Genomic DNA, 15,354 nt, shown 5'->3' on the forward strand with positions numbered 1-15,354 from the left:
AATTGACATGACTCGCCAACTCCTGCGTATCGCCACCGCCGGTTCCGTCGACGACGGTAAGAGCACACTCATCGGCCGGCTGATGCACGACACCGACAGCCTGCCGTTGGATCACCTGGAGGCCGTCACCGACGAGGAAGGCGTGGCAGATCTGGCCGCGCTGTCGGACGGCTTACGCGCCGAACGGGAGCAGGGCATCACCATCGATGTGGCGTACCGCTTCTTTTCGACCGACACCCGCAGCTACATCCTGGCCGATACCCCGGGCCACGAGCGCTACACCCGAAACATGTTCACCGGGGCGTCGAATGCCCACGTCGCGATCCTGCTGGTGGACGCCCGCGCCGGTGTGCTGCGCCAGACCCGCAGACATGCGCGTATCGCAAAGTTGTTGGGCATCAAACACTTCGTGGCCACCGTCAACAAGATCGACCTGGTGGACTTCGACCAGAAGCGCTTCGACGAGGTGGCGCAGGAGCTGCAGCAACTCGCCGCGCGCCTCGGCGGTGCGGACCTGACCGTCATCCCCATCGCCGCGAAGCACGGCGACAATGTGGTGCACCGCTCGAACCGCACCCCCTGGTACGACGGGCCGGCCCTGCTGGAATACCTGGAGAACATCGAACTGGTGGCGCCGCACCCGGAGCCGTCGAAGCTGCGGCTTCCGGTGCAGTGGGTGTCGCGCCCCACCGCCGAGCAACGCCGCCGCTACACCGGCCGGTTGTCGGCCGGCACCGTGCAGGTGGGTGATGCGGTGGTGGTGCTGCCCTCGGGAACACGCTCCACCGTGACCGCCCTGGACACCCTGGACGACCACCGCTCCGTCGGGGTGGCTCCGCTGTCGGTGTCACTCGAACTGGCCGACGACATCGACGTCGGCCGCGGTGACGTCCTGGCCAGCGGGGCCGACGACGCCGTCCTGCCGGTACCCGCCCGCGAGTTGTTCTCCACCGTCTGCTGGTTCACCGACACCCCGCTGCGCGCCGGTGACCGGCTGGCTCTCAAACAGGGCACCCGCACCGTGCGGGCCACCGTGCAGGAACTGCACACCCGGCTGGACCCCGAGACGCTGGACGACCTCGACGGCCCGGTTGAGCTGGGGCTCAACGACATCGGGTCGGTGACCCTGCGCACCAGTTCCGTCGTGGTGACCGATCCTTACACCGACAACCGCGACAGCGGTGCCTTCATCCTGATCGACGAGACCTCCAATGACACCGTGGGCGCCGGCACCATCACCGAGGCCCGGGAGATCAAGGCGGGAGCGCAGACCCGCAACGACATCCGCTGGCATCCCTCCAGCCTCAACCGCGATTACCGCTGGCAGAAAACCGGACAGCGCGGGGCCACCATCTGGTTCACCGGACTGCCCGCCTCGGGCAAGTCGACCGTCGCGGTGGCTGTTGAACGCGCTCTGGTGGAGGCCGGCGACGTGGCCTATCTGCTGGACGGGGACAACCTGCGCCACGGTCTGTCCGACGACCTGGGGTTCTCAGCCGGCGACCGGGCCGAGAACATCAGGCGCGTCGGACATCTGACGCGGCTGCTTGCCGATGCCGGTGTGGTGGCGCTGGCGTCGCTGGTGTCGCCGCTGAAATCCGACCGAGAGATAGCCCGCACCCTCAACGAGGCCGCGAAGCTGCCGTTCATCGAGGTCTACATCGCCACCTCGGTGACCGAATGCGAGAAACGCGATCCGAAGGGCCTGTACAAACGCGCCCGCGCGGGGGAACTCTCCGGACTCACCGGGGTGGACGCCCCGTACGAGTCGCCCGAGAATCCCGACCTGGTCCTCGACACCACGGGCGCCGACATCGACGCGCTGGTGCAGCAGGTACTCGAGGTGTTGGACAAGGCGCGCGGTTCTATAGCGACCGGCTGATCCGGGCGGCGGCGTCGCGGACCTGTTCGCCCAGCTCGGTGAAGCGCTCGGGAACCAGCCGGCTGCTGGGCCCCGAGATCGACAGGGCTGCAACGGGTCCCGCAGAACTGACGATGGGGGCGCCCAGTGAACTGATGCCCGCCGACAGTCCCCCGATGTTCATCGAGTAGCCGCGTTCCCGGATCTCGCGCAACGCGCTCCGGATCTGATCCGGATCGGTCATCGTGTCCGGTGTCGGCGCCGTCAGCGGGCCGGTCAGGTAGTCCTCGACGTACTGGTGGTCACACGCGGACAGATACGCCAGGCCGGTGGCCGACGCGTGCAACGCGATACGCTCGCCCAGCGGCAGGAAGGCCCGCAGCCGGTGCGGGGTGTCCAGGCGCTCCACCAGCACCAGGGAATCGCCGTCGGGGGCGGTCAGGTGGATGGTCTCGGTGGTGGCCAACTGCAACTCGTTCATCACCGGAATGGCGATGTCGCGCAGGCTTTCTCCTCCCCCGGCCCGTCCGACCACCGCCACCACGCGATAGGTCAGCTGCCACCGCGTGGGCGTGGTGTCCGTCGGCCGTAGCCACCCCACCTCCTGCAGTGTCAGCAGCGTTCGCTGCACGCTGCTCTTCGGCAGTCCTACCGTGCGCGCCAGCTCGGACAGACCGACCGGCTGGGCTTCGGCGACGGCCTCCAGAACACGGAACGCCGACACCACACTCTCTGTGGCCACGGTTGCTTCTCCCCTCGCGTGTGAGTTAGGTTACGCAGCATCGGTCTAACAGACGAACCACTGGTCCATTCTACGGACCGTTGTCAAGGGAGGTGATCATGACGGCGCAACTCATAGCTCTGGCGATCTTCGTCGCGGTATTCGCAATCGCCGCGGTGCGCAACGTCAACATCGGCATCGTGATGTTCCCGGTGGCGTGCATCGTCGGCCTGTTCCTCGCCGACCTGAGCCTGTCGGACATCATCAGCGGCTTCCCGCTGAGCATCCTGGTGCTCCTGGTCGGCGTGACGTACTTCTTCGGGATCGCCCACAGCAACGGCACTATCGACTGGCTGATCCAGGCCTCCCTGGCGCGGGTGGGCAACCGCGATGCACTCTTCCCCGCGGTGTTCTTCGCGCTGACCGCTCTCATCTCGGCAATGGGCGCACCCCTCGGCGGGCTCGTCATGGCACCCATGGGCATGAGCATCGCGCACAAGCGCGGTATCGATCCGATGCTGATGGCGCTGGCCATGGGCTGCGGTCTGAGCGCCGGCGCCTTCGCCCCCACCAGCTTGTTCGGCATCATCACCTGGGGCACCGCCGCCGAGGCGGGCATCGAGCTGAGCCCGCTGCTGCTCTTCGGCGTGGCCGCCGCACTGAACCTCGTCCTGCTGGTGGTCGCCTACCTGCTCTTCGGCCGTCGCAAGCGCGAGAACGTCGAAGCACCAGCCTTCAGCGAGGCCATGGTGGCGCGCGGCGCCGCACTGCCGCAATACGGCGGATCGACGCTGGACATCGACGGACCCGACAACGACGACGACCTGAAGGCACCCGGGCGGCCCACCGGCATGCAGGTGCTGACCATCGCGATGATGGTGGTGCTGGTCGGCGCCGTCGTGGTGATGTCGCTGCTCGGCCTGACCCCAGACATCGGGGTGCTCGGTTTCGGACTCGGCGCGGCGGCAGCGCTGATGGACGCCAACTCCGGCAAGAAGGCCATGAGCCGGATCGACTGGGGCTCAGTGCTTCTGGTCGGCGGCATCATCACCTACGTGGGTGTGCTGACCGAGATGGGCGTGGTGGACATGCTGGGCGAGGGCGCCGTCCACCTGGGCTCGCCGCTGGTGGCGGCGGTGCTGCTGTGCGCCGCGGCCGGCCTGATCTCCGCGTTTGCGTCGACCACCGGCATGCTGGCCGCTCTGGTGCCGCTGGCACTTCCGCTGATCGCCGAAGGTGGCATCCCCGGGTGGGCGCTGATCTGCGCCATCGGCGTGTGTGCCTCGATCGTCGACGTGTCACCGTTCTCCACCGTCGGTGCCACCTATGTGGCCACCACCGTCGACGAGGAGGCCCGGCCGCGGATGACCAAGCTGCTGACCCGGTGGGGCCTGTCGATGGTGGTGATCGGCCCGGTGGCGCTGACCCTGGTGCTGATCCTGCCCGGAATGGCGTTCTCATGACCGAGACACTGTTGCGCGCCCTGCGCGACCGCGCAGAGGACCGGTTCGTCACCGTCGATGGTGAAACGCTGTCCCACCGCGCGTTGTACGACGCCGCTTCGGGTTTCGCCGCTGCAGTCCTCGGCAACGGGGATGCTCCCGTCGTCGCGGTTTGCGCGGTCCCCACCATGACGACGGTCGTGGCGGTCACCGGCGCCCTCCTCGGTGGCGTGCCGGTGGTCCCCGTCCCACCCGACGCCGGGACCGCGGAGGTGGCGCACATCGTCACCGACTCCGGGGCCACCTGCTGGGTGGGACCGCCGCGCGACGGGGTTGACCTGCCCGTACTGGAACCCGGATCCGCGGGTGACGGTGCGCTGCCGGCACAGACAGGTGCCCCCGAGCGGCCGGCGATGATCCTCTACACCTCGGGAACCACCGGAGCGCCCAAGGGTGTCCTGTTGAGCCGCAACGCCATTGCGGCGGGCATCGAAGGACTGGCCGATGCCTGGTCGTGGACCGCCGAGGACACCGTGGTGCACGGTCTGCCGCTGTTTCACACCCACGGCCTCATCCTCGGCGTCATCGGCTCGCTGCACCTCGGGTCCCAGCTGATCCACACCGGCAAGCCCACCCCCGAGCGGTACGCCGCCGCCGGCGGCACCATGTACTTCGGGGTACCCACCGTGTGGGCCAGGATCGTGCGTGACGAGGCGGCTGCGGGTGCGCTGGCATCGGCGCGGCTGTTGGTCTCCGGCAGCGCGCCGCTGCCGGTTCCGGTGTTCCAGCGCCTGGCCGAGCTCACCGGACTGGCGCCCGTGGAGCGTTACGGAATGACCGAGACCATGATCACCCTGAGCACCCGCGCCGACGGTGAACGTCGTCCCGGGTGGGTGGGGATGCCCATCGCCGGGGCGCAGACCCGCATCCAGTCCGACGACGGCCAGCCGGTGCCACACGACGGAGAATCCATCGGGCGGTTGCAGGTTCGCGGCACCATGCTCTTCGACGGCTATCTCAACCTCCCCGACGTCACGGCCGCCTGCTGGACCGACGACGGCTGGTTCGTCACCGGCGATCTGGCCGCCATCGACGAGTCGGGATTTCACCGCATCGTCGGGCGAGAGTCGGTGGACCTGATCAAGTCCGGCGGCTACCGCATCGGTGCCGGGGAGATCGAAACATCGCTGCTGGCCCGCTCCGAGGTGCACGAAGTAGCCGTGATCGGGATGGCCGACGACGACCTGGGCCAACGGATCGTGGCGTACGTGGTATCCGAAACCGGCTCCGGGAGTGAGGAACTCGCTGAACAGCTCATCGCCCATGTGGCCGATGACCTGTCCTGGCACAAGCGTCCCCGCGAGGTGCGCTTCGTGTCGTCACTGCCCCGCAACGCGATGGGCAAAGTCCAGAAGAAAGCACTGATGTGACCGATTCTTACGCACAGTTTCTCGGCGTCGAGGTGGAGAACTTCGGCAACGGCCACGCCACCGCAACACTGACCATCGGCGGTGACCACCTCAACCCCCACCGCACCGCCCACGGCGCACTGCTCTACAGCGTCATCGGCTCCGCGTTGGCCGCGGCCGCCAACAACGACACCCACAGCGGCGTGGTCAGCTCCATCCACGTGGACTATCTGGCGCCGGCCTATGAAGGTGACCAATTGGTGGCGGTCGCCGAGCTGGCCGAACGAGCAGCACGCGAGGACATCTTTGCCATCCGCTTGACCCGACCCGCTGATGCAGTGACTGTCGCGCGCGCCAGCGGCCGGGCGACGCGCCGGGAGAAGAAGCCCGCTTGACAGCGGTCGGATGCGCAACAACCAGTTAGGGGTCGTCGCCGGGCGGGTCCTCGTCTTCGGGTTCGTCGGGGGCGAGGATGCGGTCGGGGTGGTGATACGGGTTGGTGCGGGATTGGCCGCAGTCCAGTGCTTTCGGGGGGATCCACTCGGTGATGCCGTCTTCGGGGCGGTTGCGGGTGGTCCAGCCGGTGGTCTCGACCATGCGGTTGTCCGGGCCGCAGGCCAGGGTGAGGTCGGTGACGTCGGTGTTGCCGCCGTCTTTCCAGTCTTTGTTCGCGTGGTGGACTTCGGAGTGGTAGCCGTCGGCGGTGCAGCCCGGGGCGGTGCAGCCGCGGTGCTGGGCCAGCAGCACGATGCGTTGTCCCGGTGAGGCGACGCGGCGCGTGCGGCCGAGATGCAGCGGCACCCCTTTGTCGTCGAACAGTGCCAGCCAGAGGTAGGCGTGGGAGGCCATCCGGATGACGTCGCGCATCGGGATCAGGGTGCCGCCGGCGGTGAGTCCGTGTCCGGCTGCTTTCTCGAGGTCTTTGAGTTCGGTGCGGATGATGATCGTCGCCGGCAGCCCCTTGTGCTGTCCCAGCTCTTGGGAGGCCAGGATCGCTCGACCTGCCGCGAGGAACGCGTCGTGGTTGCGCTGACTCTGTGTCCGCGCATCCTTGGCTGCGACCTCGGGGTCGGGCTCCCCGTTCACCTGCGGGGCATCGTCAGCCGGGTTGCACATGCCGGGGGCCGCCAACTTCGCCTCCACGGCTTCCCACGTCGCCGCCGCCTCGGGGGTCAGGTACCCGGAGAAGGGAACCATCCCGTCGGGGCGCTGTTTACCGCGGCGCAGCCCGCGGCGGGCTTGGCGGTCGGTGTCGGTGAAGGTGCCGTCCTGATCGAGCAGGTACTTCAACCGGTCCGCAACAGCAGCGAACCCGTCAACCCCGAGAGTGCACGCATGCCGGGCCAGGTCGGTTTCGGCGGCCTCGCGGGCCTGGAAGTCCACCGACTGCGGCAGGGTGCGGAAGAACGACTTGATCTCGCTGACATGCTCAGGCCCCAATTGACCCTTCGCCTGCGCGGCCGCGACATTCGGCAGCGCCGGCGGCAGGGTTTCGCCGGTCAGCGCGGTGCGGGGGCCGAGGAGTTCGGCGTTCTTGAGGCGGCGGAAGGCTTCGGCTTCGCTGATCCGCAGCCGGGCGGCCAGGACTTTCGTGAAGCTGCTGGCGCCGAGCTCTTTCGGGGTGCATTCGGCGCGCAGACGTTGGTAGACCTTGTGGTCGAGCACAGGCTGTTGCCAGGCCAGGGTTTCGCGGCGCTGCTGCAGGTCCAACAACTCCAGTGCAGTGAACCCGTCGATCGACAGCGAGTTCATCTGAGCCTGAAGCTGTTCCATCTGCGTCAGGGCAGCCAGCATCGCCTCACGATCGGCGACAGCTGACGTTCCCATGCCTTCAAACTAGACCTGGGGTCCGACAAAAATTCGAACGATGTGACGTCAGATACCCAAGTGGCACAGGAGTTTTCAAGGCGTCACAGCGTCATGCCTTGCGGGCGACGACGAAGATGCGCCGGAAGGGGTAGAACGTGCGGCCGTCGGGACGGGCGGGGTAGGCCTGCGCCAGCAGCGGGGCCAGCTCGGCCCGATACTGCTGCCAGGCCTCCTCGGACAGCCGGCTCTTCACGGCGGTCAGTGCCGACCCGGTGATCCAGTCGAGAACCGGTGTCTGGCCGGTGAGTTCGTGGACATACGTGGTCTCCCAGGCGTCCACTGCGCAGCCGGCATCGGTCAACAGCTCGGCGTAGACCTCCGGTGCCGCAGTCACCGAATCCTGAAACGGGATGTCGCGCAACGCCTCGGCAAAGGTGTCGCGGCGGGCCACCTCCTGCAGCGCGCGGTGCGACGGCGCCTCGAAGTTGCCCGGCACCTGGAACGCCAGCCACGCCCCCGGTGCCAGCTCCCGCGCCCAGCGCACCACGAGCTCGGCGTGGTCGGGAATCCAGTGCAGCACTGCATTGGAGATCACCACATCGGTGTCGGCGGCGGGCTCCCACTCGGTGACACTGCCCACCGCCGCGTCGATGCCGCGCTCGCGGGCCGCCGCCACCATCTCCGGCGAGCTGTCCAGCGCCTCGATCCGCGCCTGCGGCCACCGCTGCGCCAACGTCGCGGTCAGGTTGCCCGGCCCGCAGCCCAGGTCCACCACCCGCCGCGGCTGCTTGGCGTCGATCCGCGCGGTCAGGTCGAAGAAGGGGCGGCCGCGGTGGTCGGCGAAGGCCAGATAGACGTCGGGGTTCCACATACCTGCCATCATGGCCACACCATGGGAGAAGCTGAAGAGGTCCGCAGGATCTGGGAGTCGCTGGGGCTGCCGGGCATCATCGACGTACACACCCACTTCATGCCCAAGCCGGTGATGGACAAGGTGTGGCAGTACTTCGACGCACAGGGCCCGCTGATCGGCCGACCCTGGCCCATCACCTACCGCGCCGACGAGGCCCAGCGCGTGCGCACCCTGCGCGAATTCGGGGTCTGGGCGTTCACCTCTCTGGTCTACCCGCACAAACCCGACATGGCGGCCTGGCTCAACCAGTGGGCGGCCCAGTTCGCCGCCCGGACCCCCGACTGCCTGGCCACCGCGACGTTCTATCCGGAACCCGGCGCCGGCGACTACGTGCACGCCGCCATCGCCGCGGGCACCCGGGTGTTCAAGGTGCACATCCAGGTCGGTGACTTCGAACCCAACGATCCCCTGCTCGACGCCTGCTGGGGTGCGATCGAGGACGCCGGGATCCCGGTGGTGATCCACTGCGGTTCAGGCCCGGTGCCGGGCAATTACACCGGCGCGGCACCCATCGCCCGGCTGCTGCGCCGCTATCCGCGGTTGCCGCTGGTGATCGCGCACATGGGCATGCCGGAGTACGGCGAGTTCCTGGACCTGTGCCTGACGCACGAGTTCGTGCGACTGGACACCACGATGGCCTTCACCGGCTTCTCCGAGGAGATGATGCCCTTTTCTCCCGACCTCACCCCGAAACTGCGCGACGCAGGTGAGCGGATCCTGTTCGGCAGCGACTTCCCGAACATCCCCTACCGCTACGCCGAGGCGCTGCGGGCCATCACCGAGCGGCCGGGCGTCGACGACGCCTGGGCGCGCGGCGTCCTGTTCGGCAATGCCGCCGCCCTCTTCGGCCTCGAATGACAACACCCGTTACCATCGGCGGTGGTGACTGACCCCATAGATCCGCCGATCCCGATCCTCGACGTGCCGGGCGCTGACGCCGGGCGGCGCGGACTGCCCGCCCGCTCGCAGCTCACAGCGGTGCAGCGGGCCACCGTGGATCTCTCGGTGATGGCCGATCTGGGATTGCGCACCGCGGTGGCATCGATGATCGGCGCGGCCATGCTCCCCACCATGGTCTCCGAGCTGTTCCGGCGCAGCACCATGTCCCGCGAACGCGAGGCCCTGAAGTTCTACGCCGACCTGGCCGCCGCGAAAGACCCCAAGGTGTCGTTCCCGGCCCCACCCGAGGCACCCGTGGTGACCGCCCGGCGGGCCAACCCCCTGGCTCAGTGGGTGGCGCACGGCGACGTGCACAACCTGAGTTTCCCCAGCTCGTTCCGCGCCATCAACCCCGAGCTACGGGAGCTGTGGAACGGGTTGGAGCGCAACAACACTGTGCGGGCCCAGCACTGGCGCCACGGGGACGGGCCCCGGCCCACCCTGTGTGTGATCCACGGCTTCATGGGTTCGGCGTACCTGGCCAACGGCCTGTTCTTCTCGTTGCCGTGGTTCTTCAAGTCCGGTTACGACGTGCTGCTGTACCTGATGCCGTTCCACGGCCAGCGCGCCGAGAAGGGTTCACCCTTCAGCGGTTTCGGTATCTTCGCCAACGGCATGGCCGGTTTCGCCGAGACCATGGCGCAGGCCATCCACGACTTCCGGTCGGTGCTCGATCATCTCGAGGCCAGCGGTGTGCCCAAGGTGGCGGTCACGGGTCTGTCGCTGGGTGGCTACACCTCGGCGCTGGCGGCGTCGGTGGACCACCGGATCCAGGCCGTCATCCCCAACGTTCCCGTCGTGACACCGGAAGCCGCATTCGACGACTGGTGGCCGGCCAACAAGCTGGTCAGCGTGGGCAGGCACAGCAGTGGAGTGTCCCGGGAGGCCTCGGTGGCAGCCTCGGCCTTCCACTCGCCGCTGAACTATCCGCCGCTGGTGCCCAAGGACCGCCGGCTGATCATCACCGGACTCGGCGACCGGCTGGCTCCGCCTGAGCAGGCCGAGGCGCTGTGGGAACACTGGGATCGCTGTGCGCTGCACTGGTTCCCGGGCAACCACCTCATCCACGTGAGCCAGCGCGACTACCTGCGCCGGATGACGAAGTTCCTGTCCCCCATCATGTTCTGACGGTCAGCAGCCTGCTGGATTCCGGGTGCAGTGCGGCCAGGATGGACCGCTGCCGGCCCCGCAGTGGTCGCAGGTTCGGCAGCGGTGCCGTCGCCGGGGCCTGCTCGCTGCGTACTGCGCACACCGCGGTGACATCCGGTTGCGACGGCGCCCCGGTGAGCTCGACGGCGGTCCACACCTCGGTTTCCACGGTGGCCCGAAGCTCGTCGAGCGTCTGATCCAGGCCGCCGTCGGTGGGCACGGCGTAACACGTGAGGAAGCCGCGGGCGCCGTCGGAGACGGCGCGCCACCGCTCCCTGGCCTCCGGTCCGACGAGTTCGGGGACGTCGACGTCGGTGGTCGCCACGGGGTAGCCGAGCTCACGCAGGTGATCGGCCAACCGGCGCAACGTCACCTCCGCGGTCTCCCGCAACGGCAGGTCGGGCGAGCGCGCCTGCAGCGCAGCCATGTTGACCGCGGCCGACAGCGTGAGGCTCACCCAGGTGGCCCGGCCGGCGGCCGTGTCCCGCCGGGTCACCCGGACCGCGTCGCAGCGCACCCCGTAGCGATCGAGGTAGCCGGCCAGGATGTCCAACGGCAGCTCCTGCCCGGGATCGGAGTGCACCCGCAGCACCGCGGTGGTGCGGGCGTCGGTCTCGGCGTGCTCCACCTGATGCCGCGGGGCTTCGGATGAGCGCAGCAGTGCGATCCGCCTGCGCAGCAGCGTGGTGACGAAGGCACCCCGCCACCGGGCGAATACGATGACCACCAACGCGGCGGCGATCCCGAGCAACCACCAGTCGAAGGTGCTGCGCCACGGATAGGCCATCATCGCCGGGATCCCCACCAGCAAGGCCAGCGTCAGTCGGCCCGTCATCGAGATGTCTCCTTCCGTCGCTGAACCACCAACGCGGTGGCAACGACCACGAGCGCCAGGGCGGCGGTGCCACCCAGGGCGATGGTGCGCGGCAGGTGATCCGCCGGGGGCGGCGCCGCGGGGGCCGCGACCCGCGCGACGCCCGCGCTCCGGGGTTCCGGCAGCTGCCAGGTCAGCGCCGCCACCGGATCGACGATGCCCGCGCCCACCAGATTCGACGGGCTCTGCGCACCGCCGCGCGCGGTGGCCGTCAACCGTTCGATCACTTGCGCCGCGGGCATCTCCGGAAACCGGCTGCGGACCAGGGCGGCCACCCCCGCCACATAGGCGGCGCTGTAACTGGATCCGTGGATGGGGGCCATCCCGTCGCGACCGTCCGGAACGCCGTCGGCCAACTCCCCGTCGCCGGCGTTGCTGACCGAGACGATGTTCTGCCCCGGTGCGGCGATTCCCACCCACGGCCCGGACATGGTGAACGGGGACGGTTGCCCCTGGGGTGTCACCGCCCCCACCGACAACACATACGGCTGCCACGACGACGGCAGCGACACCGATACCACCCCCGCCCAGTTCCGGGGATCCTCGGGGGCTACGTTGCTGGACAACGGGTTCGGTGCACATGCCAGACCGCTGCTGGAGCCGGCGTCGCCGGCCGCCGCCACGATGACGGCGTCGCGTTCCACGGCCGCATAGCGCAGGGCCGCACCCAGCGGGTTCTGGTCTATGGTGCTGTCAGGACCCAGGCACGTGACCGTCGAGATGGTGATGACCCGAGCCCCCTGGTCAGCGGCGCGCACCACCGCGCGGGCCAGCGAGTCGACGGCGATGGTGGCGCTCTGGGCGTCCTGGTCATCCCCGGGGTTGGTGGGGGCGTACCGGGCCGACGTCTGCCGCAGGGCGAGCACCCGGGCGGCGGGGGCGACCCCGGAAAAGCCGCCGGGTCCGGGTTGCCCGGCGATGATGCCGGCCACCAGGGTGCCCTGGCCGTCGCAGTCGGTGAGTCCGTCGGTGTTGGCCACGTAGTCCCCACCACCGTCGACGTTGGGCAGCCGCGGGCCCGGTTGCACCCCGGTGTCCAGGACAGCGACCGTCTGCCCCTCGCCGCGGGAGAATCGCCACGCGCCAGTCAGATTCAGCACGGTCTGGGCGGCGGGCACAGCGGCAGCGTCGAAGTCGGGGGTGCGGCCAGTGAGGACGCACTCACCGCGCTGCGACATCGGTGTCTCCGGGCCCGCGGTGCCCGGCGGCGCAGCGAAGTTCGGGTCGACGTCCGGCGGGGTGATGGCCCAGGCACTCGGGCAGCCGGCAAGCGTCACCGCTGCCGCGACGGCCGCACACCGGAGTCCGAGCCGGGTCATCGATCCAGGATCCAGGTGAAGATCCCCACCAGGTAGGCCATCACCGGGATCAGTGAGGCGTCCACCGCGGACGCCAGGAATCCGACCAGGCGTCGCATCGGCAGCGAATAGCTCTCGGCGGAGGCGAGTTTCGGGTTGGCTGCCACGAAGACCCAGCACGCCACCAGACCCAGCAGCACCGCCGCGGCCCACAGCGCGGCAAAGTACCGGCCCTGGGTGATGAACACCGCCAGCAGGATCACCGTCACCAGGTGCGGCTGGGCCAGCAGCCACGCCTTGCACGCCACGGTGTCCCAGACCCGGGCCCGCAGCACGGCGGCCACCCCGGTGGCCACCACCACGTACCACGCCCACAGGCTGGGCGATTCCGGGCGTCCACCCAGCGCAACCGCCCCGAGCACCGACAGCACCGTTGCGCCCGCGATGAACCCGGTCTGGTGTGCCTCGCTGATGCGCACGCGGCGCGGCAGGTCACGCAACACCGACACCGGCGGCGCCGACGGCGTGGGATCACCGGGCGCCGGGATGACCGGCAGTGGCAGCCGCGCCCACATGGCGGACAACTGCGCGGCCTGCACGGTCACCAGCAGCGCCGCGACGATCAGCCCGCAGCCCAGCGACAGCAGCGGCAGCGTCGGCCACAGCACCGAAACACCGGCTGCCAGAACAACTCCGGCGCCCACCACGGTGGCGGCGGTGAAGAAGGCCCGGGAGGCCGTCGCCTCCGCCGGCGCCAGGATGACGCTGATCAGTGACCAGGCCGTCACGCCGGCGGCGGCCAGCAGCACCTGGGCCGCCCCGAGGTCACCGGGCACGGCAAGGTAGAACGCCGCCCCGATGGGCGCCAACGCCGCGATCGCGACCTCCACGGCGGCGTCCTGCGCGCGAGCCCGCAGCAGCAGTGCCGCCACCGCGGTGACGGCCGCCAGCACCGCGACGGCGTACAGACCGTAGGGCGATGCGGTGGCCAGCGTGTGGGTCACGGCCAGCGCGGTGATGGCCAGAATGGTTGCCACCACAGCGGTCCTGGCCGCCAACCGGACGTGCTGGATGCCCCAGGGACGCAGCCGCGACGACGAGAAGATGACCGCGGCGTCGGCGATGTCCTCGACGATGCCCGGCGCCGCCGGACCCACCGGAATGGGTGCCACGGCGAGCAGGTCGCCGTCGACCACACCCACGGTGTCGAGGCTGGCGTCCAGGCTGAAGGGTGCGCCACCGATCGGGGCCAGACTCACCTGTCGCGGGGTGACGTCCGCGGCATCGCCGGGCAGCAGCCGGTGCACCGCGGGCAGGATCTCGCGCAGCGGCAGCTCAGCGGGCAGTGCCACCTCCGTGAGCCGGCGCTCGGACAGGATCGCCACGCGGACGATCGGCAGTACCGGGGTGTGGCCCGGGGTGAGTGGGTAAGTCGTGGACTCACTCATGGGTGCGGTTCTTCTCTTTCGGTGGTGATTCAGGCCCGGCGCGCGGTGAAGTCACGCGCCAGATGTGCAGCGGGAAACCAGGACCCGTCGGGCAGGGTGGCGGTCAGTCTCTCGATGGCCATGGCGACGGCGAACGGCGTGGCGGGAGCGAAGGTGGAGATCCACTCTCCGTCGGCGGCTCGGGTGGGGCTGACCAGCAGCCGCCCCTGTGCCGTGTCCACCAGTGCGATGCCCACGTCCGACGTGGTGTGTCTACCGTCGCGGCGCTGCCCGGCGACCACCTCGACGTACCTGCGCGGGCCGCTGAAGACGGCCTCTACGACGTGGCGGGCCGCGGCGGGCACACCCAAGTAGTTCAGCACCACGGCGAGTTCGGCTCCCCCGCGCAGTTGCGCGTCGGCGCGGGCGCCCACCCGGGCGGGCAGCGCGAACTCGGGAAAGCGGGCGGCGTCGCGGGGCCCCAGTCCGGCGGCCAGGATCGGCACCAGCGCGTCCGGGTGGTCGACGGTCAGCTCGGTGAAGGTGACCAGTTGCGCGCTGCGCAGGGCAACCACGGTGCGTCCGTCGTGACGGGCGATGATGCCGCGCAACAGTTCTCCGGAACCGCTGCGGACGTAGCGCAGTTCCAGCCACTGCTGCGGAAAGCACACCACCCGCAGCCACTGCGCGACCGGCATCGAGATGCCTGCGCCGGTGATGATCCCGAGGTCGGTCAGCGCGCGGATCTGCTGTTCGCAGAAGCCGGCGCGCTCACCGGCGTCGCGGTACGGGGTGGTGATGCCCAGCACCCATGGCAGTGCGCCTGCACCGACGGCGTCGGCGCAGTACCAGGCCGCGTCGACGGTCAGTTCGACGGCGTTGACTGTTCGCACCGGCGTCCCTCTACCCCCACTTGGCGCCTTCGGCCTGGTCGCGGGCCTGCATCGAGACGGTGTTGGTCTCGTGCGTGGCCGCCATGGCGCGGTAGGCGCGGACCAGTTCTTCCATGGCCGTGTTCCACTGCGCCTGCCAGGCCTGGTAGGTCATGCCGGTGTCACCCTGCCAGGCGCCCTGCAGCGCAGCCTGCTCGGCCGCGATGTCGGCGCCGACGGCCTGCAGCGCGCCTGCGTAGCTGGACATTTCGCCGGCGTGGCCGAGCATCGCCGGGTAGTTGTACATGATCTGCGACATCAGATTCCTCCGTAGGTGGTGGCGGCCGCGGCATCCTCGGCGACGTAGCTGGCGCCGGCCTCCCCGAGGTTGGCCTGGGCGAGATCCAGCAGGGTGTTCACCTTCGCGGCCACCTCGACGTAGCGGGCGTGCGCGGCCTGGAAGGCGGCCGAGGACTCACCCATGTGGAAGGCCTGCGCTGACATGGCGGCCTGCTCGGCCTGCGCGAGGGTGCTGCGCATCAGCGCGGTCTTGGCGGCGAAGGCGGACTCCGAGGCGACGATCTGTGGAATGTGGGCGTCCAGCATGCTCATGGTTGTTCTCCGGTTCCGTGGTGGGGAT

Annotated in this window: 15 protein-coding genes; 6 read left to right on the forward strand and 9 right to left on the reverse strand. The window is 69.3% G+C overall.

What is annotated here, in order from left to right:
- Nucleotides 1-7: 7 nt before the first annotated feature.
- Entirely contained in the window at nt 8-1,882 is a 1,875-nt protein-coding gene (gene cysC, locus G6N58_RS04775; RefSeq protein WP_115279529.1) for a sulfate adenylyltransferase subunit CysN, read from the forward strand.
- Here cysC and G6N58_RS31025 read toward each other — a convergent pair.
- Nucleotides 1,866-2,603, reverse strand: a complete 738-nt coding sequence (locus G6N58_RS31025) for an IclR family transcriptional regulator (protein ID WP_115279528.1) — start codon at nt 2,601-2,603, stop codon at nt 1,866-1,868. The genes cysC and G6N58_RS31025 overlap by 17 nt on opposite strands.
- Before the next feature lie 98 nt (nt 2,604-2,701).
- On the opposite strand from G6N58_RS31025, the gene G6N58_RS04785 reads away from it, so the two are divergent.
- The 3 genes from G6N58_RS04785 to G6N58_RS04795 are packed head-to-tail and all read left to right on the forward strand — an operon-like array spanning nt 2,702 to nt 5,828.
- A complete protein-coding gene (locus tag G6N58_RS04785) occupies nt 2,702-4,045 on the forward strand; it encodes an SLC13 family permease (protein ID WP_115281814.1) in 1,344 nt (447 codons plus the stop codon).
- On the forward strand, nt 4,042-5,454 hold the full coding sequence (locus tag G6N58_RS04790) for an acyl-CoA synthetase (RefSeq protein WP_115279527.1): 1,413 nt from the start codon (nt 4,042-4,044) through the stop codon (nt 5,452-5,454). Before G6N58_RS04785 ends, G6N58_RS04790 begins: the two co-directional genes overlap by 4 nt.
- Nucleotides 5,451-5,828 (forward strand): PaaI family thioesterase, encoded by a 378-nt coding sequence (locus tag G6N58_RS04795; RefSeq protein ID WP_115279526.1) that lies wholly within the window; start codon nt 5,451-5,453, stop codon nt 5,826-5,828. The genes G6N58_RS04790 and G6N58_RS04795 overlap by 4 nt, the downstream gene beginning before the upstream one ends.
- Nucleotides 5,829-5,853: 25 nt before the next feature.
- Here the strand turns inward: G6N58_RS04795 and G6N58_RS04800 are convergent, their stop codons facing one another.
- On the reverse strand, nt 5,854-7,260 hold the full coding sequence (locus G6N58_RS04800; protein ID WP_115279525.1) for an HNH endonuclease signature motif containing protein: 1,407 nt from the start codon (nt 7,258-7,260) through the stop codon (nt 5,854-5,856).
- Between the two features lie 91 nt (nt 7,261-7,351).
- The gene (locus G6N58_RS04805) at nt 7,352-8,113 is read right to left on the reverse strand and encodes a trans-aconitate 2-methyltransferase (RefSeq protein WP_115279524.1); all 762 of its coding nucleotides are present in this window, start codon (nt 8,111-8,113) and stop codon (nt 7,352-7,354) included.
- 21 nt (nt 8,114-8,134) lie between these two features.
- On the opposite strand from G6N58_RS04805, the gene G6N58_RS04810 reads away from it, so the two are divergent.
- Nucleotides 8,135-9,013 (forward strand): amidohydrolase family protein, encoded by an 879-nt coding sequence (locus tag G6N58_RS04810; protein ID WP_115279523.1) that lies wholly within the window; start codon nt 8,135-8,137, stop codon nt 9,011-9,013.
- Nucleotides 9,014-9,037: 24 nt separating this feature from the next.
- Nucleotides 9,038-10,222: an alpha/beta hydrolase family protein gene (locus tag G6N58_RS04815; protein WP_115281813.1), complete on the forward strand. Its 1,185-nt coding sequence runs from the start codon at nt 9,038-9,040 to the stop codon at nt 10,220-10,222.
- Here G6N58_RS04815 and eccE read toward each other — a convergent pair.
- The 6 genes from eccE to G6N58_RS04845 are packed head-to-tail and all read right to left on the reverse strand — an operon-like array spanning nt 10,212 to nt 15,326.
- Complete coding sequence (gene eccE / locus G6N58_RS04820; RefSeq protein WP_115279522.1) at nt 10,212-11,078, reverse strand: type VII secretion protein EccE; 867 nt, start codon at nt 11,076-11,078, stop codon at nt 10,212-10,214. The two genes, G6N58_RS04815 and eccE, sit on opposite strands and share 11 nt — an antisense overlap.
- Nucleotides 11,075-12,436 (reverse strand): type VII secretion-associated serine protease mycosin, encoded by a 1,362-nt coding sequence (gene mycP / locus G6N58_RS04825; RefSeq protein WP_115279521.1) that lies wholly within the window; start codon nt 12,434-12,436, stop codon nt 11,075-11,077. The genes eccE and mycP overlap by 4 nt, the downstream gene beginning before the upstream one ends.
- Nucleotides 12,433-13,863: a type VII secretion integral membrane protein EccD gene (gene eccD / locus G6N58_RS04830; protein ID WP_115279520.1), complete on the reverse strand. Its 1,431-nt coding sequence runs from the start codon at nt 13,861-13,863 to the stop codon at nt 12,433-12,435. Before eccD ends, mycP begins: the two co-directional genes overlap by 4 nt.
- Nucleotides 13,864-13,892: 29 nt before the next feature.
- Nucleotides 13,893-14,735: an ESX secretion-associated protein EspG gene (locus tag G6N58_RS04835; protein WP_115279519.1), complete on the reverse strand. Its 843-nt coding sequence runs from the start codon at nt 14,733-14,735 to the stop codon at nt 13,893-13,895.
- A gap of 10 nt (nt 14,736-14,745) precedes the next feature.
- Nucleotides 14,746-15,033: a WXG100 family type VII secretion target gene (locus G6N58_RS04840; RefSeq protein ID WP_068918824.1), complete on the reverse strand. Its 288-nt coding sequence runs from the start codon at nt 15,031-15,033 to the stop codon at nt 14,746-14,748.
- Nucleotides 15,033-15,326, reverse strand: a complete 294-nt coding sequence (locus G6N58_RS04845) for a type VII secretion protein EsxS (RefSeq protein WP_068918825.1) — start codon at nt 15,324-15,326, stop codon at nt 15,033-15,035. The genes G6N58_RS04840 and G6N58_RS04845 overlap by 1 nt, the downstream gene beginning before the upstream one ends.
- Nucleotides 15,327-15,354 lie beyond the last annotated feature (28 nt).

The sequence above is a fragment of the Mycolicibacterium tokaiense genome (assembly GCF_010725885.1).
Taxonomy (GTDB): Bacteria; Actinomycetota; Actinomycetes; order Mycobacteriales; family Mycobacteriaceae; genus Mycobacterium; species Mycobacterium tokaiense.